Genomic DNA, 21,640 nt, shown 5'->3' on the forward strand with positions numbered 1-21,640 from the left:
GGACAGGTCCTGTCCCCTCCCGCAAGGAGCACCCCTCCGCATGAGCCAGCTGTTCACCCCGATCCGCCTGCGCGACCTCGAGATCCGCAACCGTGTCTGGGTCTCGCCGATGTGCCAGTACTCCGCCCGGGACGGTGTGCCCAACCAGTGGCACCTGGTGCACCTCGGGTCGCTGGCCCGGGGCGGTGCCGGCCTGGTGATCACCGAGGCGACCGCCGTCGTGCCGGAGGGGCGCATCTCCCCGGCGGACACCGGGATCTGGAACGACGAGCAGCAGGCCGAGTGGGCCCCGATCGTCGACTTCCTGCACGACCAGGGAGCGAGTGCCGGCATCCAGCTCGCGCACGCCGGCCGCAAGGCCTCGAGCCAGGTCCCGTGGGAGGGACGCGGGGCGGTCGCGGACGACGCCGGTGGCTGGCAGCCCGTCGCCCCCTCCGCGGTGGGCTTCCCGGGGCTGCGCGAGGACCCGGCCGAGCTCTCCGGCGCCGGCATCGCCGCGGTCGTGGAGGCCTTCGCCGCGGCAGCCCGCCGGTCCGTCGCGGCCGGCTTCGACCTGGTCGAGCTGCACGCCGCGCACGGCTACCTGCTGCACGAGTTCCTGTCCCCGCTGTCGAACCACCGTGCGGACGCGTACGGCGGCTCCTTCGAGAACCGGGCCCGCCTGCTGCTCGAGGTCGTGGACGCCGTCCGGGCCGCCGTGCCTGACACGCTGCCGGTGGTCGTGCGGATCTCCGGCACGGACTGGACCGAGGGTGGCTGGACGATCGAGGACTCGGTGCGGCTGACCGGGCTGCTGCGCGAGCACGGGGTCGACCTCGTCGACGTCTCCAGCGGGGGCAACGTCGCCGACGCGCCGATCCCGGTGGGCCCCGGCTACCAGGTGGACCTGGCCCGGCGGGTGCGCGCCGAGGGCGGGCTGCCCAGCGGCGCGGTGGGTCTGATCACCGAGCCGAAGCAGGCCGAGGAGATCGTCGCCTCCGGCCAGGCCGACGTGGTGCTGCTGGCCCGCGCGGTGCTCCGCGACCCGCACTGGCCGCTGCGCGCCGCGCACGAGCTGGGCGTGTCCGTCGGTGAGGGCGTGGAGTGGCCGCCGCAGTACGCCCGGGCCGCGCTCGGCTGAGCCTCACAGGTGGGGCAGCACCTGCTCCGCGACGAGGTCGAGCTGCTCGAGGTCGGTGAGGTCGAGGACCTGCAGGTAGGCGCGGGAGGACCCGGCCTCGGCGTACGCGCCGAGGCGGTCCACCACCTCCTGCGGGGTCCCGGCCAGGCCGTCCTCGCGCAGCTCGCCGACCTCGCGGCCGATCGCGGCCGCGCGGCGGGCCAGCTCGGCCTCGTCGCGTCCCACGCACAGCACGAGCGCGTTGGAGTACGCCAGCTCGTCGGCGTCACGTCCCGCGCTCTCGCAGGCCTCCCGCACCCGGGCGACCAGCTCCCGGGTGGTCCCTACCGACGCGAACGGCACGTTGAACTCGTCGGCGTAGCGCGCGGCCAGCGCCGGCGTGCGGCGCTTGCCGCGCCCGCCGATGATCACCGGCGGGCGCGGTGACTGCACCGGCTTGGGCAGCGCGGGGGGAGTCGAGGAGCCGGTAGTGCACCCCGGCGTGGCTGAACGTCTCGCCCACCGGCGTGGTCCACAGGCCGGTGACCACCGCCAGCGTCTCCTCCAACCGGTCGAAGCGCTCGCCGGCCTCCGGGAACGGGATGCCGTACGCCGCGTGCTCGGCCTCGAACCAGCCGGCCCCGAGTCCCAGCTCGACGCGGCCGCCGCTCATCTGGTCGACCTGGGCCACCGAGATCGCGAGCGGGCCGGGCAGCCGGAAGGTCGCCGACGTCATCAGCGTGCCGAGCCGGATCGTCGAGGTGTCGCGGGCCAGCCCGGCCAGCGTCAGCCACGCGTCCGTCGGCCCGGGCAGGCCGTCGCCACCCATCGCGAGGTAGTGGTCGGAGCGGAAGAACGCGTCGAAGCCGAGCTCCTCGGCCCGGCGCGCGACGGCCAGCAGGTCGTCGTACGTCGCACCCTGCTGCGGCTCGGTGAACACCCGGAGATCCATGCGTCCACTGTGACACCCCGGGAGACACTCCGCCCATCGGTAGGCATAAAGTGGAGTAAACCAGTAGACTAACGTTAGAAGCACGACGGCGGTCTCCGCCGGACCACCCAGGAGGGGCTTGATGAGCGCAGTGATCGGGTACGCGCCCGGTGCGTACGACCTGTTCCACGTGGGACATCTCAACGTGCTGCGGCAGGCGCGCCAGCACTGCGACGTCCTGGTGGCCGGCGTGGTGGCCGACGAGGTCTGCGAGCTCACCAAGGGCGTGCGGCCCTTGGTCCCGCTCGAGGAGCGCCTCGACATCGTCGCGAGCATCGGCATCGTCGACGAGGTGTACGCCGAGACCACCACCGACAAGCTCGACGCCTGGCAGGACGTGCGCTTCACCCGGATCTTCAAGGGCGACGACTGGCGCGGCACGCCCAAGGGCCGCGCGCTCGAGGAGCGGCTCGGTGCCGTCGGCGTCGAGGTCGTCTACTTCCCCTACACGATGCACACCTCCAGCACGATGCTGCGCCGGGCCGTGCGGTCCCGTGCGGCTGCCCCGTCCCTGACCGTCCCCGCGATGGCCTGATGGCGTCCCCGGTCCTGGTCGCCGACGGGTGCGACGTCGACGACCACGGGATCACCCTGCCCTCGTCAATCGACGGCGTCGTCACGGTGTCGCTCGACGGTCGGTACATCTGGTCGTTCCGGCCGCGTCGGGACGCCCTGCCCGGGCCGCGCGGCCCGGTGGTCGCCTGGCCCGCGTTCCTGCGTCCGCACCTGCGGGGCACCACCCGGCTCACCCTCGCCGAGCCCGGCTCCGGCCGCACGTACGTCGACCGCGAGGTCGTCCTCGGGGACGGCGGCGCCGACCGCATCGCGGTGGTCGACGTGCACGGCCACCCGCTGGCCGTGAACAAGGTCGGCAACCTGACCCGGGTGTTCTCCGAGACCGACGACGACGCCCGCCGGGAGATCCTCCGCGGCACGGCCCTGGTGCTCGAGGACCTGCGCGAGCACGGGGGAGCCGAGGCGTTCCTCAACTACGGCTGCCTGCTCGGCGCGATCCGCAGCGGCCGGATGATCGGCACCGACTGCGACGCCGACCTCTGCTACCTGAGCGAGCAGACGCACCCGGCCGACGTGATCCTCGAGTCCTACCGGCTGGAGCGCGCGATGACCGCCCGCGGATGGCCCACCGTGCGGATGTCCGGCGGCGACTTCAAGGTGCTGCTGCGGCTTGCGGACGGCCGCACCTGCTACGTCGACGTGTTCGTGGCGTTCTACACCGAGGGCACCTACTACCAGCTCGGCAACCGCAGCGGCCGGCTGCCGCGATCGGCCGTGCTGCCGACGTCGACGGTGGTCCTCGAGGGCGTCGAGATGCCCGCGCCGGCGGACCCCGAGGCGATGCTGGCGTTCGTCTACGGCCCCGGTTGGCGGGTGCCGGACCCCTCGTTCAAGTTCGCCGACCCGGCGCGCGGGGTGCGCCGGCTCGACGGGTGGCTGCGCGGCTACCGGGACGAGCTGCCGGCCTGGAACGCGTTCTTCCGCAGCGCGGAGGCGGCCGAGGTGCCCCGCAGGCGCTCCGGCTTCGCCCGGTGGGTGGCCCTGCGGGTGCTGCTCGGTGACACGCTCGTGGAGCTCGGCTCGGGCACCGGGCGCGACGCCGCCTACTTCGCGCGCCGCGGCCACCGGGTGCAGGCCTACGACATCTCCCCGGACGCCCGGCGGGCGACCCAGCGTCGGCTGCGCAGGAGCGACGACGAGGCCGCCGTACGACGGCTGATGCTGGACGAGCTGCGCACCGTCGCGGTGACCGGTGCCGAGATCGGGCTGCTCGCGGGCCGGCGGCACGTGTACGCGCGCGGCCTGGTGGGCTGCCTCGGGGCCGAGGCCCGCCGCAACCTGTGGCGGCTGGCCCGGATGGCCCTGGACGGCGACCGCGGCTGCCTGTTCCTGGAGTTCTCCGCGACCCGGCCCGACCTGCCCGACGCGCTCGCGCCCGCCGGCCTGAACCGCCGGGTGGACGCCGACACCGTGGTCGCCGAGCTCGAGGCGTGCGGCGCCCGCGTCGACCTGCGCGTCGAGCGCCCGGGCACCGACCTCCTCGACCGGCCCGACCCCTGGACCTGCCGGCTGCAGGTTACCTTCCCGAGCACTGGAGCGAACCGCCATGTCTGACCTCAGGACCACCGTCGACCGGGTCCGCACCCGGGGGGCGCGGCTGCGCGGCGCCCGCGGCGCGAGCGTGCGCGCCCGGCTGCGCGAGCTCGAGGCCGAGGTGCAGGAGAACCGCCGGCTGAACCGCCGGGTCGCCGAGCTCACCGACCTGGTCACCGAGCTGGTCGTGCCGCTGGCCCGCCGCGACGACGCCGCGGTCGACGCCGTCCTCGAGCGCTACCGCTCGATGATCTAGCCGGACGTGCTGCCGGCCGATGAGTTCCGGCCGTCCGGGAGGTCTGACCCTGCATGACGCTGACCACCTGCCACGTGACGATCTCGCTCGACGGCTTCCTCGCCGGACCCGACCAGAGCCTGGACCATCCCCTGGGCGTGGGCGGCCTGGCCCTGCACGAGTGGCACTTCGACGCGGACGAGAAGGGGCACGCCGCCGACATCGCCGCCCGGGACGACCTGCTGAAGCAGCGCGGCGCCTACGTGATGGGGCGCAACATGTTCGGCCCGGTCCGCGGCTCCTGGGACGGGGACTGGCGCGGCTGGTGGGGCGACGAGCCGCCGTACCACGCACCGGTCTTCGTGCTCACCCACCACCCGCGGGAGTCCGTCGAGATGGCCGGCGGCACGACCTTCCACTTCGTCACCGAGGGCTTCGAGGCCGCGCACGCCCGGGCCAGGGAGGCCGCCGGTGACCTCGACGTCGCGATCGCCGGTGGCGCGTCGACGGTGCGCCAGGCCCTGGCCGCGGGCGTCGTTGACGAGATCACCCTGGACATCGCGCCGGTGCTGCTCGGCGCGGGGGAGCGGCTGCTCGAAGGCGTCGCGGACCCCGGTCTCGTGCCGCTCGAGGTGACCGGCTCGCCGCTCGCCACGCACGTGCGCTACCGGGTCGGGCGCTGACGCGGCCTCAGCCCTCGCGGTCCGCCCGGGCCGGGTAGGGCACCTCGACCCGCCAGTCGCCGGCGTCCTGCGTGACGGCGGCGTACGTCGCGTCCGCCACCCGGTCCGGGTCGAAGACGGTGCCCCGCTCCAGGGTGCCGTTGACCGTCAGCGTCACCGCCCGGACACCCTCGTCGCGCAGCGTGGCGTCGACGCTGCGCATCAGGTTGCGCAGCCCGGCCTTCTGCACGCCGAGGCTGGCCGCCTCGTGCCAGGGACGGTCGGCGGCCATGCTCCCGGTGGCGACCACCCGGCCGCCGCTGCGCAGGAACGGCCGGGCCGCCTGCACCAGGGTGAGCAGCGGGGCGACCCCGAGCCGGACGTCGGCGAGCAGCTCGTCGGGCGACAGGGACAGCGGGTCCTTGTGGGTGAACGCGCTGGGGTTGAAGTGCAGCACGTCGAGGTGCCCGGCGTGCGCGCCGAACCGCTCCACCGCCGCCCGCAGCGCGTCCTCGTCGGTGACGTCCAGCGCGCTCCAGCCGGTCGTCACGCCCTCGGCCTGCAGGGCCTCGCCCAGGGCGGTCAGGCGGTCGGCGGACCGGGAGACCAGCGCGACGTCGTACCCCTCCCGGCCGAACCGCCGCGCGACCGACGCCCCGACCCCGGGCCCGGCACCCACCACCAGCAGCACGGGATTGCTCATCCCCGGACCCTAGACGCAGGACATGATGGGGTCCATGACCCTGCGCGCGTGGGTGCTGCACGTCGACCTCGACCAGTTCATCGCTGCCGTCGAGGTGCTGCGCCGCCCCGAGCTGGCCGGCCTCCCGGTGGTCGTCGGCGGGCGCGGCGACCCGACCGAGCGCGGGGTGGTGTCCACCGCGTCCTACGAGGCACGGGCGTTCGGCGTCGGCTCGGGCATGCCGCTGCGCACGGCGGCCCGCAAGTGTCCCGACGCGGTGTTCCTCGCCGTCGACCACGCGGCCTACGACGCGGCCTCCGTGCAGGTGATGGACACCCTGCGGTCCTTCGACGTGCCGGTGGAGGTGCTCGGCTGGGACGAGGCGTTCCTCGCGGTGACCACCGAGGACCCGGTCGGGTTCGCCCAGGAGGTCCGCGCCGCCGTCCTGGAGCGCACCGGCCTGCACTGCTCGATCGGTATCGGGGACAACAAGCTGCAGGCCAAGATCGCCACCGACTTCGGCAAGCCGCGCGGCGTCTTCACGATCACCGGCGAGACCTGGTTCGAGCAGATGGGACAGCGCCCGACGGAGGCGCTGTGGGGCATCGGCCGCAAGACCGCCAAGAAGCTCGCCGAGCTGGGCATCGCCACGGTGGCCGACCTGGCCGGCACGGACACCGTGCTGCTGGCCGACCGGCTCGGGCCGACGATGGGGCCGTGGTACCGCCGGCTCGGGCGGGGCGTCGACTCCTCGCCGGTGGACGCGACGCCGTACGTCGCCCGCGGGCACGGCCGGGAGACGACGTTCCAGGAGAACCAGTCCGACTGGGCCGCCGTCGCCGACGCCGTACGCGTGCTCGCCGGGCAGGTCACCCGGGACATCGCCGCGGAGGGACGCGCAGCCGTGCGGGTCGGGATGAAGCTGCGCTACGCGCCGTTCGAGACCCGGACCCGCTCGTTGACGCTGGCCGCACCGACCTCGGAGGAGGGCGTGATCGCCGCGGCGGCCCTCGAGCTGCTCGGCCGGTTCGACCACGAGCGGGCGGTCCGGCTGGTCGGCGTGCGCGCGGAGATGGAGCCGCCCCCGACGTGACCGCCCTCGCGGAACGTCGGCGGAAGACCTAGGCCGGGGTGTCCACCAGCTCCTGGGCGCCCTGCTCGGAGTCGGCCGCGGGGGCCGATCCCCACAGGTGCCGGCCGTTGGACTCGCGGGTGAAGTAGATCGACACCGCACCGACGACCCCGGTCGCGATCAGGTAGTACGCCGGCCAGTTCAGGTCGCCGGTCGCGCTCACGAGCGAGCCGACGATCACCGACGTCGTACCTCCGAAGAGGGAGACCGAGATGTTGAACGCGATCGACAGCGCACCGCCCCGGACCCGCGTCGGGAACAGCGACGGCAGGGTGGAGGGCATCGTCGCGCTGAAGCAGATCAGCAGGATGCCCATGATCAGCAGGCCGAGGAAGATCGTCACGCCGGTCTGCGCGCGGATCAGCAGCACGGCGGGCAGCGAGAGGACGATCAGCCCGATCGAGCCGAACCACACGATCGGCTTGCGGCCGATCCGGTCGGTGAGCCGGCCGAGCAGCGGGATCGTGACCAGCGCCACCACCATCACCACGATCTGCAGGACCTGCGACGTGGTCTCCGAGACGCTGGAGCCGCCCTGCACGTCCGGCAGCGTCGTGGTGACGTAGGTCGGCATGTAGGAGGTCAGCATGTAGTTGGTGACGTTCCAGGCCAGCACCAGGCCGATGCACACGAGCATGATCGGCCACAGGTGGGCGATCTTCCGCAGCTCGCCGCCGTTCTCGCGGCGCTGCTCCTTCTCGCGCTCCTCGGACTCCTTCTCCAGGGCGAGGAACGCCGGGGTGTCCGCGAGCCGGGTGCGCAGGTAGACGCCCACCATGCCCAGGGGCAGGGCGACGAAGAACGGGATGCGCCAGCCCCACGAGAGCAGCTGGTCGTCGGTGAGCGCGGCACCGGCGACGGTGACGATGATCGCGCCCATGATGTAGCCGGTGAACGTGCCGAACTCGAGCCAGCTGCCGAGGAAGCCGCGCTTGCGGTCCGGGGCGTACTCCGCGATGAACGTCATCGCGTTGCCGTACTCACCGCCGGTCGAGAAGCCCTGCACGAGGCGCGCGACGAGCAGCAGGATCGGCGCGAGGATGCCGATCGAGCTCTGGCTCGGGATGCAGCCGATGGCGAAGGTGCCCAGCGCCATCAGGATCATCGTGGTCGCCAGGACCTTGTTGCGGCCGATGCGGTCGGCCAGCGGCCCGAAGAACAGCCCGCCGAACGGCCGGACCAGGAACGCGACGGCGAACAGCGCGAACGTCGCGATCGTGCCCATGGTGTCGGGGAGGTCGGCGAAGAAGACCTCCTTGATCGTGGGCTCGAAGTAGGCGTAGACGCCGAAGTCGTACCACTCGGTGACATTGCCGATGGCGGCCGCGCTGATCGCGCGCCTGATGACGCTCGGCTCGGTGACCGTCACCTCGTCGACGGTCCACTCGCGGGGTGGTTCCTGCGGGCTGAGCACGTGCACGGGTAAGGCCTTTCGGTGGCTGACGGTTTTCCCCCGTCGGACACGCTGCCCCGGACCTTGGCCAGTCAAACAACCGCGAACGCCGTACGGCGGTCGTCAGGCGGCATCTCGGACCGAGCCTCCGCGGTCCGGAATCCCGCCCGGGACAGGGGTGAGGAAGACCACGCCGCGCGGCGGCCCGCCGGTTGGCGATGACCCCGGCCCGGCCGTCACACTGGTCCCGCGATGGCGGACAGCAGAGACACGGTCAGGGACACAGGCAGGGACCCGGCACGGGACCAGAGCCGGGACGTCTACAAGACGCTGGACCTCGGCCTGCGCATCGGGGAGGTGCTGCTGTCCTCGGGCGCCGGGGCCGCCGACGTCGGCGCCACGATGCTGAACGTCGCGCACGGCTGCGGGCTCCGCGGGGCGACCGCCGACGTCACCTTCACCGAGCTGGCGATGAGCCACCAGACCAGCTTCGACGAGCCGTCGATGATCCAGATCCGGCAGGTGCGGCACCGCGAGATCGACTACGAGGACCTCACCCTGGTCGACCACCTCGTCCGCGACCTGGTCCGCGGGGAGATCGACCGCGACGAGGCCCGCAGCCGGCTCGCCCGGATCGTCTCCTCCGGTCACCGGCTGCCCCGCTGGGCGGTCACGCTCTCGCTCGGCGTGATGGGCGCGGGCGTCGGTCTGCTGGTCGGCGGTGACTGGGTGGTCACGCTGATCGCGTTCGTCGCCGCGGTCGGGGTCGACCTGCTCCAGCGGCAGATGTCGCGCCGGCGGCTCCCGGGCTTCTACCAGCAGGTCGCCGGCGGCCTGCTGGCCACGCTGATCGCGGTCACCACGGTGGCCGTCGGCGTGGACGTCGACCCGTCCCGGGTGGTCACCGCGGGGATCATCCTGCTGCTCGCAGGCATCAACTTCATGGGCGCCATCCAGGACGCCCTGACCGGCTTCCCGCTCACCGCGGGCGCCCGGATCCTGGAGGCGATCCTGGCGACCGCGGGCGTCATCGCGGGCGTCAGCGGTGGGCTCACGGTGGGCCGGATGCTCGGGGTGAACCTCGGCCGCCTCGACCCCGGGATCACGTCGTTCAGCGACCTGCCGGTGATGACGCTGGGAGCCGCGATCACCGCCGCCGCGTTCGCGTTCGCGGCCTACGCGCCGCTGCGCAGCCTGGCCCCGATCGCGCTGATCGCCGGTGTCGCCGAGGTGGTGTTCTACACCACCTTCGACCGCGGGCTCGGGGTCGCGTGGTCCTCGGCGATGGCGTCGGTGACGGTCGGCCTGGTGAGCTACGCGGTGGCGGCGCGGGTCCGGGTGCCGCCGCTGGTGATCGTGGTGTCCTCGATCGTCCCGCTGCTGCCCGGCCTGTCGATCTACCGCGGCCTCTACCTGCTCTCCGAGGGCGGCAACGGCCTGCTGTCGATGATCAACGCGGCGGCGATCGCGATCGCGCTGGCGGCTGGGGTGATCTTCGGCGAGTACGTCGCCCAGCCGCTCAAGCGCGAGGCGCGGCGCCTCGAGGGCCGGCTGTCCGGCCCCCGGCTGGTCGGCCCGATGCGGGCGCGCTCCGTCCGGCGCCGCACGGCCGCGAGGACGGACCCGCGCTAGCGGACCTCGAAGCCGGCCGGTCCCTGCGGCGGCACGTCGCGGACGTCGACCCGCTCGACCACCGCGTGCCGCGGGCCCACGTGCAGCCAGGCCACCAGGGCGTCGACGTCCTCGGCCGGGCCCTCGAGGTGCGCGTGCACGGTCCCGTCGGCCGCGTTCCACACCCAGCCCCGCACGCCCAGCACGCGGGCCTCGTCCTGGCACGAGGCACGGAAGAACACGCCCTGCACCCGGCCGTGCACGACCGCCTCCCGGGCGACGGCCCGGCTCACGAGCCCTCCAGGGCGACCGGCCGGACCTCGTCGAGCACCGCGAACCAGGCCCGCGGCAGCACTCCGTCGTACGGCGGCCGCGCGGAGGTGACCGCGGCGTGCACCTCGTCGCAGGACGTCACGGCCAGCCGGACCAGGTCGGAGGGGTAGGCGTAGCGCACGCGGTGCGCGGCGAACTCGTCCTCGTCGTCGACCCAGACCCGGCCGGTCCAGCCGCGCACGACGTCGAGGTCGAGGTCCACGGCCGTGACCGCGTCGGGGGTGCGGACCGGGACGGTGGTGATGTCGACGTACACGTCGCAGTGCGCGGTGCCGCCGCGCTCGTAGAACGTGGCGAGGTAGGCACCCTCGTGCGGCACCAGCGTCACCTGCGGCTGGTCGGTGCGGAACGCCGCTCCGGGCCGGCTCATCGCGGTGCCGACCGGCGCGCCCACCCACAGGCCGAGGTCGTCCTCGCCGAGGCGGACCGCGTCGTGCTCCCAGTGCGGGCGGTCGGGCCACTTCCGGGCGACGACGCGGACCGGGCTTCCGGGGACCTGCCCGCTCACGCCGGCCCGGCGGGCGCGGAGAGCCGGCAGTCCCGCCAGGGCTCGGTCTCGGGCGCGCAGTTGAACCAGTAGGGGCCGACGCGGAGCGCGTGGAACCGGGGGTAGGCGACCCGCTTGCTGGGCACGAGCTCGAGGATGCGGCCCAGCCGCACCGGGTCGTGGTGCCGCCAGACCATCTCGGTGTCGTCGTCCATGACGAGCGTCAGCCGGGTGCCCTCGAGGATCGCGTTCGCGACCAGCCGCGACGGCGAGCGCACCGCGTCGCCCTGGTGCCGGTAGTGGATCTGGTGACCGGGGGAGTAGAGGTCGCAGGAGCCCTCCCGCTGCGCAGGCGGCAGGGGCCCGCCGTACGACGGGCTCCGGTCGAGCGAGTGCCTGGGCATCATCTGGACCCTCCCCTGGGTCTGGCTCCACGATAGCGGCTGCCCGGGGCGAGAATGACGGGGTGCCCCTGGTCGAGCGTGCCCTGACGGACCTGGACGACGTCACCGTCGCCCGGGTGCGCCCGGCACTGGCGTGGCTGCACCAGCAGGCCCCCGGTGCCGGCCGGGACCCCGACGTCGCGGTGCTGCGGAGGTTCCTGTGGCGCGAGCTGCCGTCGACCTGGCCGGTCGCGCACCACGAGCAGCACGAGGTCGCCTGGGCGCTCGGCGAGCTGTTCGAGGCAGCCGGGCTGGCCGACCAGGCGGCCCTGTGCCGGGCCCCGGTGACGCACGAGATCCTCTCGGTGTGGCGCTGGACCCGGTCGTTCCCCGACGTACCGGCGGCGTTCTGGACCCCGGCGCTGTCCCGGCTCGGACCGCGCCCGGGACCGCCGGCCAAGGTCGGGCTGTCCCTGGCCAGCGTGCGGGGCCTGCTGGAGGCGGTGGGCGACGGGATCACCCTGACCCCCGACGGTCATCTGCCGGGCGGCACGGTGCGCGCGCTCGACGACCGGTTCCGGTGGACCGAGGAGTTCCCGTGGATGCGGCCCGCGGGGGAGTGGGACATCCCGCCGCTGCGGTTCCTGCACCAGCACCTCGCTGCCCAGGGGCTGCTGGCGCGCGACGGCTCCCGGCTCGCGGTGACGGCCCTGGGGCGGGCGGGCCTGGCCGACGCGGGTCGGCTGTGGTCGGCGGTCGTGGAGCCCGCCCCGCGCTGGACCCAGGAGTTCGACCGGGACGCGCTCGGCGTGATGGCGGCGACGCTGCTGCGCCGGGGCTCGTTCACGCCGGGCCGGATGACCGAGGAGATCGCCGCGGTGCTCGCGGCGAAGTGGCGGCCGGCCCGCGGGGACGGGCGGGGCAGCGTGTTCGACGGCGCCTCGGTGGTGGTCCAGGAGTGGTACCAGCTCGGCGTGCCGCTCGGCTGGTGGGACACCGGTCGCGGACCGGCGGACCGGCACCCCAACGCGTTCGGGGCGGCGGCCGCGGCCGCGGTGTTCCGGTCGTCTACGGGGCGAGGCGCCGCGCGGCCAGCGTGAACACCCGCTGGTAGCGCGCACCGACGACGCGCACGAACAGGTCGAGCAGCTTGGCGTCCGCGCCGACGACCACCCGCGGCTTGTCGGCCAGCACCCCGTCGAGGATGATCTCGGCGGCCCGCTCGGGGGTGGTCCGGGCCATCTTGGTGTCGAAGTGCCGGGCGACGTGCGTCTGGTCGTGGGAGCCGGTGACCCGGGAGTTGCGGGCGATCGCGGTCTTGATCCCGCCGGGGTGCACGCAGGTCACCTGGACCGGGTGCTTGGCCAGGATCATCTCCTGGCGGAGCGCCTCGGTGAAGCCGCGCGCCGCGAACTTCGCCGAGTTGTACGCCGTCTGGCCCGGCATCCCGAGCAGCCCGAAGAGGCTGGACACGTTGACGACGTGGCCGTCGCCGGACTCGATCAGGTGCGGCAGGAACTCCTTGGTGCCCTGCACGACGCCCCAGAAGTCGACGTCCATGACCCACTCGAAGTCCTCGTAGGTGGTCTCCTCGAAGTCGCCGTGCAGCGCGACGCCCGCGTTGTTGACCAGGACGTTGACCCGGCCGAGCTCCGCGCGCACCGAAGCGGCGTACGCCGCCACCGCGGCCCGGTCCCGCACGTCGACCTTGTCGGTGCGCACCGGGTGGTGGGTGCTGGTCTGCACCTGCTGCGCGGTCTCCACCAGGCCGACCTCGTCCCAGTCGGAGATCGCCAGGACGGCGCCCTGCTGGGCGGCCCGGACCGCGAGGGCGCGGCCGATGCCGGAGCCGGCGCCGGTGATCACGACCACCTTGCCGTCGAGGGTCTTCATGCGGGGACCTTCCTGTCGGTGCTGGGTGCGGGGACCGCGACGTAGGCCGCGGGGTCGAAGCGGGCGGTCAGCCGCCGGAACGTGTACGTCGTCCGCGGCCAGAGCGTGACGTTGCGGCCGTGGGCGTCGAGGTACCAGCTCGAGCATCCCCCGGAGCTCCACACCGTGCGCCGCATCCGGCGCTGCAGGTCGTCGTTCCAGGCCCGCTGGGCCTGCGCGGTGGGCTCCACGGCGCCGATGCCCCGGCTGCGCATCGCGCGCAGCGCGTCGACGGCGTAGGCGACCTGCGACTCGATCATGAGCACCATGCTGGAGTGGCCGAGACCGGTGTTCGGGCCGACGACGAAGAACAGGTTCGGGAAGCCGTGCACGGTCGCGCCCTTGTAGGCCTGCATGCCGTGCTCGCGGAAGTGCTCGGCCAGGGTGACCCCGTCGCGGCCGCGGATGTGCCGGGCGATCGGCAGGTCGGTGGCCAGGAACCCGGTCGCGACGACCAGCACGTCGACCTCGCGCTCGGTGCCGTCCGCGGTGACGATGCCGCGCGGGGTGACCCTCTCGATCCGGTCCGTGACCAGGTCGACGTCCTCGCGCGCCAGGGCGGGGTACCAGTCGTTGGAGATCAGCACCCGCTTGCAGCCGAGCTCGAAGTGCGGGGTCACCTTCGCGCGCAGCTCCGGGTCGGCGATGCCCCGCTCGATGTTCAGCCGGGCGGCCCTGCGGGCCGGCGCGGCGATCCGGGAGTCCCAGACGAAGGCCGGCACGAAGCTCTCCCGGGCCCAGTAGATCGCCGTGCGGTAGGCCTTCTGGAGGCCCGGCACGTGCGCGAAGCCGGCCTTCTCCAGGGCGGTGTAGGCCCGGTCGCGGCGCGGGATCACGTGCGGAGCGGTCCGCTGGTAGACGTCGAGGTGGGCGACCCGCTCGGCGATCTCCGGCACGATCTGGATCGCCGAGGCCCCGGTGCCGATGACCGCCACCCGCTTGCCGGTGAGGTCCTGGTCGTGGCGCCACTGCGAGGAGTGGAACACCTCGCCCGCGAACGAGTCGATGCCGTCGATGTCCGGCAGCCGGGCGTCCGACAGGGCACCCGCGGCGCTGACCAGCACGTCCGCGGTCAGGCTGCCGGTCGTCGTACGCACCTGCCAGCGCTGGGCGTCCACGTCCCAGGCGGCGTCCTCGAGCGCGCACCCGAAGCGGAAGCGGTCCAGCACCCCGGAGGTCTCGGCGACGCGCTGGATGTAGGCCTGGATCTCGGGCTGGGGGGAGAACGAGCGGGACCAGTGCGGGTTGGGCGCGAAGGAGAACGAGTAGAGCTGCGAGGGCACGTCGCAGGCTGCGCCGGGGTAGGTGTTGTCGCGCCACGTGCCGCCGACGTCGTCGCCGCGCTCGGCGACCAGGAAGTCGCGCTCGCCGGCCTCGTCGAGCTTGATCGCCGTGCACAGGCCGGCGAAACCGGCCCCGATGACGAGCGTGTGCACGTGCGCGGGCAGCCCGGTCGGGTGAGCAGCCGGGGGTCCGGGCGTGGCAGGGGTCGGGGGCATGCGCCGAACATACCGACGGTATTGAACGAGCGTCAATAGCGCTGCTGAACGAAGTTCAGTAGGGTGGGTCACATGATCTCCGCCCCGCCCGGCCGCGTCCGGATGGACCCCGGCACCCGCCGCGAGCAGCTGCTGGCGCTCGGCGTGCGGCTGCTCTCCACGCGGTCCCTGGACGAGCTGTCGATCGAGATGCTGGCCGAGGAGGCCGGGATCTCGCGCGGCCTGCTCTACCACTACTTCGGCAACAAGCAGGACTTCCACCGGGCCGTCGTGCGCAAGGCGGCCGACGACCTGATCCGGGTCACCGCGCCGGTCCGGGAGGGCGAGCCGCTGGAGCGGCTGGCGACCTCGCTGGACGCGTACGTCGACTACGTCGGCGCCAACTACGCGGGATACGTCTCGCTGGTGCGCGGCGCGGCCAGCGGCAACCCGGACCTGATGCAGATCTACGACGAGGCCCGCGCCGCGCTGACCGACCGGATCTTCGACACCGCCGGCGCCGACGGCGTGCTCTCGGCGCTCGCCCTCGAGGACAGCCCGGAGGTCCGGCTGATGGTGCGGGGCTGGAGCGCGATGGCCGAGGACGTCGTGATCGCCTGGGTCCGCGACCACCGCGGCGTCTCCCGTGAGGACCTGCTCACGATGCTCGCCGCAGCGCTGCCCGGCGTGCTGTCCGGCACGCCCTGAGCGTGCAACCGAATCGGCCTGCGCCCCGTAGGACGTGGTGACAGGATCGGGCGAGGGGGTGGCGGATGCGCGGGTCGGTCCGGGACGCGGAGTTCAGCGAGTACGTCGCCGGCCGGCGGGCCCAGCTCCGCCGCACGGCGTACCTCCTGTGCGGTGACGCGCACCGTGCCGAGGACCTCGTGCAGACCACCCTGATGAAGGTGTACGTCGCCTGGCCGCGGATCTCGCGCGACGGCAACGTCGACGCGTACACCCGCCGGGTGATGGTCAACGCGCACATCGACGAGACCCGCCGGGCCTGGCGGCGCGAGTGGCCCGGCGTCGAGGAGCACGACGTGCCGGCGGCGGTGGAGGGCTCCCCGGAGGACCGGGACCTGGTGCTGGCGGCGCTCGCCGGCCTGCCGCCCCGGCAACGTGCGGCGGTGGTGCTCCGGCACTACTGGGGGCTGTCGGTCCAGGAGACGGCGGACGACCTGGGGTGCAGCACCGGCACCGTGAAGAGCCAGACCTCGCACGCCCTGCGGCGCCTCGGGTCGGCGCTGTCGCCGCACTACGAGGAGAGGAGCGGACGGTGAACGAGTCCTTCTGGCGCGAGCAGCTCGAGCGTGCCGCCCGCGCCGAGGCGGGTCCGGAGGTCGACGTACGCGCCGACGTGGCCCGGGGTCGGGTGCGGCTGCGGCAGCGCCGGGTCGCGGTAGGGGGCGCGGCCCTGCTGGTGGCCGGGGTGGTGCTCGGCGGCGGCCTGGCGCTGGGGGCGGGCGGCTCGGGACAGGCGGGCCCAGTGCCGGTGGGGCCGGGACCGACCGCCACCGCGACCTACCACGAGCCCGATGTCACGATCGAGCCGTCGGCGTCGCCCGCCACCGCCACCGCGACGGCGTCCGGCGACGCGCGCACGGCCCGGCTCCGCGCGACGCTGGAACAGGACTGGTCCTCGCCCGAGGACATCCCGTTCAAGGCCTGGCGCTCGGAGCTGTTCGCGACCACCCGGTCGGTCCTCGACCCGTCCGGCACGCACCTGGACTACGCGTCGGCCGGCCTGACGGCGGGGTACGACGACCAGGGCGTCGGCCTGGGCGTCAAGCTCGGCTGGTCACGGCCCGGGAGCCCGGGACTGGGGCTGGTCGAGGTCGAGGTGAGCAACGAGGGCGGCAGCGACCAGGACCAGTGCGTCAGCCTCGGCGGCTTCGGCTGCCCGCGGACCGTGGACGTCGGCGGGACCACGATGCGGGTCGGTGAGGGGGACGCGGGGGAGTTCGTGGTCCTGCACCGCCGGCCCGACGGGGTGCGCGTGCTGGTGCTGGTGAACCCGCTGTTCGGCAACAACTCCACGACACCGGTGGCGGGCATCGGGGTCGGGCCGCGCGACGCCTACCGGCTCGTGCAAGACGACCGGCTCGACCTGCCCGAGTGACAGGTCCAGCCGGTCGTCCGCGTGAAGTGGTCCGGATCGGGTGGATCCGTGGAGCTGTGCTGCGTAGAGCTATCTGAGGATGCTGTAGCCGCCGGGGCCGATGATCAGGCCCAGGACGATCAGCACGATGCCGATCAGCAGGCCGCCGCGGACGATCTGCACGATGCCGGCGACGACCAGGACGATCGCGATGATGAGTGCAATGAGGTACATGTCTTCCTCCCTTCGAGGAAGTGGTGCCCGCTCCGGGCTTCGCTCAAACGCGACGGTGGGCTAGCAGCCCGGTCCGAGTTGTCAACCCGACACAATATGCTGGCGTCGTGGCGTCCCCGAGCGAGCAACCGGTCCAGCACGTGACCGTCGACGTCGTGGTGCTGACGGTCCGCGCCGGTGAGCTGTGCGCCCTCGTGGTGCGACGCGGAGAGGCGCCGTACAAGGGGCGGTGGGCGCTGCCCGGCGGGATCGTGGCCGACGGCGAGGACCTCGTGGACGCGGCGCGCCGCGAGCTGGTCGAGGAGACCTCAGTGAGCCCGGCGTCCGTGCGGCTCGAGCAGCTCGCGACGTACGGCGCCCCGGGACGCGACCCCCGCCGCCGTACCGTCAGCGTGGCCTGGCTGGCCGTCCTGCCCCGCCCCGCCGTGCCCGAGGGCGGCACCCACCGGGCCCGGGCCACCTGGCGCCCGACGGAGTGGCTGCTGGGGCGCGGGCGGCTGGCCTTCGACCACCGCACGATCCTCCGCGACGGCGTGGAGCGGGCGCGCGCGAAGCTGGAGTACACCAACATCGCCACCGCGTTCCTCGAGCCGGAGTTCACCATCGCGCAGCTGCGTGCGGTCTACGAGGTGGTGTGGGGGCACCCGCTGGACGCCGGCAACTTCCACCGGAAGGTCACCAAGACCGACGGGTTCGTGTCGCCGACCGGCCGCCGCCAGTCCGCCGGGCGCGGCCGTCCCGCCGAGCTGTTCACCGTGGGCACCGAGGAGTCGCTCTACCCGCCCCTCACCCGCCGCTCCCTTGCCTAGCCCCACCGGTTGGTCGAGTCCGTCGAGACCGCTCCGGGCGCGACCGCACGCCCGTCCCGTGTGAGGGGCGGGCGTGCCTGTGGAGGGTTGTCAGGATCCGGGGGTGACCCGGTACGTGCGGGCGTGCGGGTCGGTCCAGGCGTAGTCGCCGTCGGGCAGCCGCTGGTAGGTCCAGGCGGTGAAGGTCTTGAGCCGGTGGTGCCGGCGGCACAGGCAGGCCAGGTTGGCGGGGGTGGTCTGGCCCGGTGGTCCGCCGTCGTCGGGTGGGACGTAGGGGACCAGGTGGTCGAGGTCGCAGGACCGGGCGTCGATCGGGCAGCCGGGGAACACGCAGTGCCGGTCGCGCTCGACCACGCACTCGCGCATCCGGCCCGGAGGGTCGTGGGCGTCGACCGCGTCGCTGCGGGCGAGGTCCAGGACCGGTCGGACGGTCACCCCGGAGGTCCGGGAGAGCCAGTCGCGCAGCAGGGTCAGGGTGGCCGGACCGAGCTTCTCCACCCGCCCGCCACCACCCTGCCCGGCGGCGGACGGCTCCAGGTCGGCGACGGTGAGGTGCAGGAACAGGGTCGCCCGTGACCCGTTCGGGCCACCGTCCGGGGACGCCCCACTCCCTGGTGGGGTGGTCGAGGCCGGAACGGCGCCTGTGGGGCCGGCCCCTTGGAGGTGGGCGCGGTGGGCGAGGTCGAGGCTGCGTTGCGGGTGGGCGAGCAGTGCCAGGGCGGTGGCCTGGCGCTGGTCGAGGGGGCGGGTGTCGCCGAGCCGGGCCAGGATGCCGGCCAGGTCACCGACGGTGGTTTGCAGGTCCAGGGCGTCGAGGGTGTCCAGCCGGGCGGTGAGGTCGGTGGTGGCGGTCGAGGCGCGGTGGTCGAACCAGACCCCGCGGGCGTCCAGGGCGGCCTGCTCGATGCCGGCGGCCTGGTCGGGGTCGCAGCGCAGCATGGCTTCGTGGACCAGCTCGTTGAGCCGGCCCGGGGTCAGGGTCCGGTTCCGGGTGGCGATCACCGCGAGGTGCCGGTCCACGAAGTCCGCCGCTGCCCGCGACAGCCTGGTGGTGCGGGCGGCGACCTGGCGGGCCTTCCAGGCCTGCAGCCGCCCGTCGTGCACCAGCGCCCACAGGCGCGGCAGCCGGAAGCACAGCTCGACGGCCTCGCCCACCAGCCGGCGGGTCGTGGAGTGGGACAGGGACAGGGTGGCGGCCAGTGCGTCGAGGGCGTGCTCGGCGATGCCGGGGGTGCCGTCCCCGCCCAGGACCGACTCGTCGCCGGGGTGAGCGTCCAGGCCGGCGGCCGGCACCTGGATAGGGCCGGTCGTGGCCCCGGTGACCGGGTGCAGGTCGACCCAGTGCACGGCGAGTGCGAGCAGCCGGGCCTCCTCCCGGTCCGCGGCCCGTCGGCTCTCGGCGACCGCGGCGAGGACCTCGACGGGCGTGAGGTCACGCAGCTCGAGGTCGTCGTGGACGGTGCTGGTCACGACCCCAATCTAAGGGCGGCCACCGACAGTGTTCGGGGCACAATCCCGTTGTCCACAAAGGGCAAACGCCCTTCCTTCGTCCCGATGCCAAGGGCTCCAAGCAAGAGGCCCGGGTCGCACTGACGAGAGGCCCGGGTCGCACTGACGAGAGGCCCGGGTCGGCGTCGACGGAGGCCCGGTCGGCGTTGACCGAGGCCCGGGCCGGTGCCGGTCGTCCTACGCGACCGTGGGGCGGACGAAGACCCACAGGCGCAGGGCGACGAAGCGCATCACCGTCACGAACAGGTTGGCGAGCGTCAGCACGGCCATCTCGGTGAACCGGCCCGGCGTCGGCGTGGTCGCGTGCAGCAGCCACAGCGAGCCGGTGGTCACCGCGAGGCCGACGGCGAAGATCGCCAGGCCCTGCAGCTGGTGGCGTACGGCGCCCGCCCGGCCGCGCACGCCGAAGGTGAACCGCCGGTTCGCCGCGGTGTTGGCGACCGCGGTCACGACGAGGGCCACGGCGTTCGCCCAGAACGGCGCGAACAGCGCGCGGAACGCCAGGTAGAGCACGGCGTACGCGACGGTGGAGAACACCCCGATCACCGCGAACAGCGCGACCTGCGTGCCGATGGCTCCGTCGGCCCCCGCGGCGGTCTTGCGGTTCAGCCGCTCGGTCACCTCGGCCAGCGGCATCGAGCCGCGCAGCAGCGCGGTGCCGAGCCGGAGGATGCCGCGGACGTCGTCGCGGGCGGTGCGCCAGAGGTCGACCCGGCTGTCGGGGTCGTCGGTCCAGTCGACCGGCACCTCGTGGATCCGCAGCTCGGCCCGCTCGGCCAGCACCAGCAGCTCGGTGTCGAAGAACCAGCTGGTGTCCTCGACGAGCGGCAGCAGCTCCCGAGCGACGTCGGACCGGATCGCCTTGAAGCCGCACTGCGCGTCGGAGAAGCCGGCCCGCAGCGTGCCCCGCAGCAGCAGGTTGTAGCCGCGCGAGATGATCTCGCGCTTCGGACCGCGCAACGTCCGGGCGCCCCGGCTCAGCCGGCTGCCGATCGCCAGGTCGGAGTGGCCCGAGAGCAGCGGCGCGACCAGGGGCAGGAACGCGTTGAGGTCCGTGGAGAGGTCGACGTCCATGTAGACGAGCACCTGCGAGCCGGACGCCGACCACACCTGCTTGAGCGCACGGCCCCTGCCCTTCTCCGCGAGGTAGACCGCGCGCACCTCGTCGTACTCGTGGGAGAGCCGGTGCGCGACGAGCGCGGTGCCGTCGGTGCTGGCGTTGTCGGCGATGGTGATCCGGAAGGAGTACGGCAGCGTCGAGAGGTGCTCGTGCACCCGGGCGACGGAGCCGGCCAGCGCCACCTCCTCGTTGTGCACGGGGATCACCACGTCGAGCGCCGGTGCGTCGAGGTCGGTGGCGGGCAGGCCGTCGGGCCTCGGGTCCGCCGCCGCCGTCACTTGACGCCGCCGGAGAGGTCGTAGAGCGTGACGCCGTCGACGGTGGTGGCGGTGAAGTGGGCGGCCACCCAGGTCGAGATCTCCGTGCTGGTGCTGCCGGTGGCGTTCATCCCGCCGCGCCCGCCGCCGTCGCCGCCACTGCCGATGAAGTAGTGGATGTCGCCGGCCGCGACGTACGCCTTGAACTGGGCGAGCGTCGGGCTCGGGTCGCTGCCGTTGAAGCCGCCGACCGGCATCACCGACTGCTCGCTGGCCAGCTGGTAGCCGGCCGCGGAGTTGGAGCCGATCGCGGCCGCCGCCCAGGTGTAGGAGTCGGCGTCGGTCTGCAGCAGCGTGGTGATCGCCGCCGAGGACTGGCTGCCCTCGAGCAGGCCGCCGGTGGAGGCGCCGCCCTGCGTGGTGCCCTGGGTGGGCGCGCCGGGCGGGGTGCCGCGCATCCCGCCGGGGCCGCCACCCGTGCCACCCATGCCGCCCATCGCGCCGCTGCTCGGGCCGGCGGTCGGGATCGAGCCGGTGTGCGCGCTGCCGGCGGTGGTGACGGCGTATGCCGTGGGGGCGGCCAGGCCGGCGACGAGGGCCGCGCCGGCCACCCCGAGGGCGAGGCTGCGCGGGAGGTGCCGGACGCCGACCAGGAGCAGCGCGGCCACCACGCCGATGACGCCGACGACCCACTTGAGCCACGGCAGGTAGTCGCTGGTGCGGTCGAGCAGGACGAAGGCGAACGCGGTGGTGAAGGCGGTGGTGACGGAGAGGACGACGGCGGCGGCGTAGTCGTCGCGGCGCTGCCAGAGCTGGGTGGCGCCGATGCCGACGAGCGCACCGATCGCCGGGGCCAGCGCCACGGTGTAGTAGGCGTGGAAGATGCCGGCCATGGAAGCTGAAGCAGAGGCCGGTGACGAGCAGCCAGGTTCCCCAGACGACCAGCCCGGCGCGGACCAGGTCGGTGCGCGGGGCGCGGCGGGTGAACCACAGTCCGGCACCCAGCAGGATCAGGGAGGCGGGCAGCAGCCAGGCGACCTGGCCGCCGATCTCGGAGCTGAACATCCGCAGGACGCCGGTCTG

General features: G+C 73.7%; 25 protein-coding genes. 12 read left to right on the forward strand and 13 right to left on the reverse strand.

All coding sequences use genetic code 11. From position 1 onward, the window contains the following. Window positions 1-40: 40 nt before the first annotated feature. Window positions 41-1,120 carry an NADH:flavin oxidoreductase/NADH oxidase gene (locus KRR39_RS05805; protein WP_216941145.1) on the forward strand — a complete coding sequence of 360 codons (1,080 nt, stop codon included), beginning with the start codon at window positions 41-43 and terminating at the stop codon, window positions 1,118-1,120. A 3-nt stretch (window positions 1,121-1,123) separates the two neighbouring features. Here KRR39_RS05805 and KRR39_RS25930 read toward each other — a convergent pair whose 3' ends face one another. Both KRR39_RS25930 and KRR39_RS26500 read right to left on the reverse strand, forming a co-directional pair. After that, window positions 1,124-1,492 carry a hypothetical protein gene (locus tag KRR39_RS25930; protein ID WP_436972050.1) on the reverse strand — a complete coding sequence of 123 codons (369 nt, stop codon included), beginning with the start codon at window positions 1,490-1,492 and terminating at the stop codon, window positions 1,124-1,126. Then, a complete protein-coding gene (locus tag KRR39_RS26500; protein WP_436972034.1) occupies window positions 1,386-2,051 on the reverse strand; it encodes an LLM class flavin-dependent oxidoreductase in 666 nt (221 codons plus the stop codon). Before KRR39_RS26500 ends, KRR39_RS25930 begins: the two co-directional genes overlap by 107 nt. A 121-nt stretch (window positions 2,052-2,172) precedes the next feature. Between KRR39_RS26500 and KRR39_RS05815 the strand changes: the two genes are divergently transcribed. Genes KRR39_RS05815 through KRR39_RS05830 form a run of 4 tightly spaced genes read left to right on the forward strand, consistent with a single transcriptional unit; the run spans window position 2,173 to window position 5,117 of the window. After that, window positions 2,173-2,625 carry an FAD synthase family protein gene (locus KRR39_RS05815; RefSeq protein WP_216941146.1) on the forward strand — a complete coding sequence of 151 codons (453 nt, stop codon included), beginning with the start codon at window positions 2,173-2,175 and terminating at the stop codon, window positions 2,623-2,625. After that, complete coding sequence (locus tag KRR39_RS05820; protein WP_216941147.1) at window positions 2,625-4,220, forward strand: LicD family protein; 1,596 nt, start codon at window positions 2,625-2,627, stop codon at window positions 4,218-4,220. The genes KRR39_RS05815 and KRR39_RS05820 overlap by 1 nt, the downstream gene beginning before the upstream one ends. Continuing rightward, window positions 4,213-4,455: a DUF6752 domain-containing protein gene (locus KRR39_RS05825; RefSeq protein ID WP_216941148.1), complete on the forward strand. Its 243-nt coding sequence runs from the start codon at window positions 4,213-4,215 to the stop codon at window positions 4,453-4,455. The genes KRR39_RS05820 and KRR39_RS05825 overlap by 8 nt, the downstream gene beginning before the upstream one ends. 53 nt (window positions 4,456-4,508) lie before the next feature. After that, complete coding sequence (locus KRR39_RS05830) at window positions 4,509-5,117, forward strand: dihydrofolate reductase family protein (RefSeq protein WP_216941149.1); 609 nt, start codon at window positions 4,509-4,511, stop codon at window positions 5,115-5,117. A gap of 7 nt (window positions 5,118-5,124) precedes the next feature. Here KRR39_RS05830 and KRR39_RS05835 read toward each other — a convergent pair whose 3' ends face one another. After that, window positions 5,125-5,799, reverse strand: coding sequence for an SDR family NAD(P)-dependent oxidoreductase (locus KRR39_RS05835; protein WP_216941150.1), 675 nt, complete (start codon window positions 5,797-5,799; stop codon window positions 5,125-5,127). Window positions 5,800-5,833: 34 nt separating this feature from the next. On the opposite strand from KRR39_RS05835, the gene KRR39_RS05840 reads away from it, so the two are divergent. Then, on the forward strand, window positions 5,834-6,871 hold the full coding sequence (locus tag KRR39_RS05840; protein ID WP_216941151.1) for a DNA polymerase IV: 1,038 nt from the start codon (window positions 5,834-5,836) through the stop codon (window positions 6,869-6,871). Window positions 6,872-6,899: 28 nt separating this feature from the next. On the opposite strand, the gene KRR39_RS05845 is transcribed toward KRR39_RS05840, so the two are convergent. Next, the gene (locus KRR39_RS05845) at window positions 6,900-8,330 is read right to left on the reverse strand and encodes an MFS transporter (RefSeq protein WP_216941152.1); all 1,431 of its coding nucleotides are present in this window, start codon (window positions 8,328-8,330) and stop codon (window positions 6,900-6,902) included. A 225-nt stretch (window positions 8,331-8,555) separates the two neighbouring features. On the opposite strand from KRR39_RS05845, the gene KRR39_RS05850 reads away from it, so the two are divergent. Further along, window positions 8,556-9,935: a threonine/serine exporter family protein gene (locus KRR39_RS05850; RefSeq protein ID WP_216941153.1), complete on the forward strand. Its 1,380-nt coding sequence runs from the start codon at window positions 8,556-8,558 to the stop codon at window positions 9,933-9,935. On the opposite strand, the gene KRR39_RS05855 is transcribed toward KRR39_RS05850, so the two are convergent. The 3 genes from KRR39_RS05855 to KRR39_RS05865 are packed head-to-tail and all read right to left on the reverse strand — an operon-like array spanning window position 9,932 to window position 11,138. Beyond that, a complete protein-coding gene (locus tag KRR39_RS05855) occupies window positions 9,932-10,207 on the reverse strand; it encodes an acylphosphatase (protein WP_216941154.1) in 276 nt (91 codons plus the stop codon). The two genes, KRR39_RS05850 and KRR39_RS05855, sit on opposite strands and share 4 nt — an antisense overlap. After that, window positions 10,204-10,755 (reverse strand): DUF402 domain-containing protein, encoded by a 552-nt coding sequence (locus KRR39_RS05860; protein WP_216941155.1) that lies wholly within the window; start codon window positions 10,753-10,755, stop codon window positions 10,204-10,206. The genes KRR39_RS05855 and KRR39_RS05860 overlap by 4 nt, the downstream gene beginning before the upstream one ends. Continuing rightward, window positions 10,752-11,138 (reverse strand): hypothetical protein, encoded by a 387-nt coding sequence (locus tag KRR39_RS05865; protein ID WP_216941156.1) that lies wholly within the window; start codon window positions 11,136-11,138, stop codon window positions 10,752-10,754. Before KRR39_RS05865 ends, KRR39_RS05860 begins: the two co-directional genes overlap by 4 nt. Window positions 11,139-11,200: 62 nt before the next feature. On the opposite strand from KRR39_RS05865, the gene KRR39_RS05870 reads away from it, so the two are divergent. After that, entirely contained in the window at window positions 11,201-12,217 is a 1,017-nt protein-coding gene (locus KRR39_RS05870; protein WP_216941157.1) for a hypothetical protein, read from the forward strand. Here the strand turns inward: KRR39_RS05870 and KRR39_RS05875 are convergent. Then, the gene (locus KRR39_RS05875) at window positions 12,186-13,010 is read right to left on the reverse strand and encodes an SDR family NAD(P)-dependent oxidoreductase (RefSeq protein WP_216941158.1); all 825 of its coding nucleotides are present in this window, start codon (window positions 13,008-13,010) and stop codon (window positions 12,186-12,188) included. The two genes, KRR39_RS05870 and KRR39_RS05875, sit on opposite strands and share 32 nt — an antisense overlap. Then, entirely contained in the window at window positions 13,007-14,548 is a 1,542-nt protein-coding gene (locus KRR39_RS05880) for a flavin-containing monooxygenase (RefSeq protein ID WP_216941159.1), read from the reverse strand. Before KRR39_RS05880 ends, KRR39_RS05875 begins: the two co-directional genes overlap by 4 nt. Before the next feature lie 72 nt (window positions 14,549-14,620). Here KRR39_RS05880 and KRR39_RS05885 point away from each other — a divergent pair, with 72 nt between their 5' ends. From KRR39_RS05885 to KRR39_RS05895, 3 genes are all read left to right on the forward strand, one after another. Continuing rightward, window positions 14,621-15,235 carry a TetR/AcrR family transcriptional regulator gene (locus tag KRR39_RS05885; RefSeq protein ID WP_216941160.1) on the forward strand — a complete coding sequence of 205 codons (615 nt, stop codon included), beginning with the start codon at window positions 14,621-14,623 and terminating at the stop codon, window positions 15,233-15,235. Window positions 15,236-15,300: 65 nt separating this feature from the next. Further along, a complete protein-coding gene (locus KRR39_RS05890) occupies window positions 15,301-15,810 on the forward strand; it encodes a SigE family RNA polymerase sigma factor (RefSeq protein ID WP_216941161.1) in 510 nt (169 codons plus the stop codon). After that, window positions 15,807-16,649: a hypothetical protein gene (locus KRR39_RS05895; RefSeq protein WP_216941162.1), complete on the forward strand. Its 843-nt coding sequence runs from the start codon at window positions 15,807-15,809 to the stop codon at window positions 16,647-16,649. The genes KRR39_RS05890 and KRR39_RS05895 overlap by 4 nt, the downstream gene beginning before the upstream one ends. Before the next feature lie 69 nt (window positions 16,650-16,718). On the opposite strand, the gene KRR39_RS05900 is transcribed toward KRR39_RS05895, so the two are convergent. Then, window positions 16,719-16,862 (reverse strand): GPGG-motif small membrane protein, encoded by a 144-nt coding sequence (locus KRR39_RS05900; protein ID WP_216941163.1) that lies wholly within the window; start codon window positions 16,860-16,862, stop codon window positions 16,719-16,721. Window positions 16,863-16,969: 107 nt separating this feature from the next. On the opposite strand from KRR39_RS05900, the gene KRR39_RS05905 reads away from it, so the two are divergent. Next, window positions 16,970-17,671 carry an NUDIX hydrolase gene (locus KRR39_RS05905; protein ID WP_254185540.1) on the forward strand — a complete coding sequence of 234 codons (702 nt, stop codon included), beginning with the start codon at window positions 16,970-16,972 and terminating at the stop codon, window positions 17,669-17,671. A 90-nt stretch (window positions 17,672-17,761) separates the two neighbouring features. Here the strand turns inward: KRR39_RS05905 and KRR39_RS25550 are convergent, their stop codons facing one another. From KRR39_RS25550 to KRR39_RS24415, 3 genes are all read right to left on the reverse strand, one after another. Beyond that, entirely contained in the window at window positions 17,762-19,141 is a 1,380-nt protein-coding gene (locus KRR39_RS25550; RefSeq protein ID WP_216941164.1) for an HNH endonuclease signature motif containing protein, read from the reverse strand. A gap of 216 nt (window positions 19,142-19,357) precedes the next feature. Continuing rightward, a complete protein-coding gene (locus tag KRR39_RS24410; RefSeq protein WP_254185541.1) occupies window positions 19,358-20,578 on the reverse strand; it encodes a bifunctional glycosyltransferase family 2/GtrA family protein in 1,221 nt (406 codons plus the stop codon). Further along, on the reverse strand, window positions 20,575-21,450 hold the full coding sequence (locus tag KRR39_RS24415) for a mannosyltransferase YkcB-related protein (protein WP_254185542.1): 876 nt from the start codon (window positions 21,448-21,450) through the stop codon (window positions 20,575-20,577). The genes KRR39_RS24410 and KRR39_RS24415 overlap by 4 nt, the downstream gene beginning before the upstream one ends. Between the last annotated feature and the right edge of the window lie 190 nt (window positions 21,451-21,640).

This window comes from Nocardioides panacis, assembly GCF_019039255.1.
GTDB lineage: Bacteria > Actinomycetota > Actinomycetes > Propionibacteriales > Nocardioidaceae > Nocardioides_B > Nocardioides_B panacis.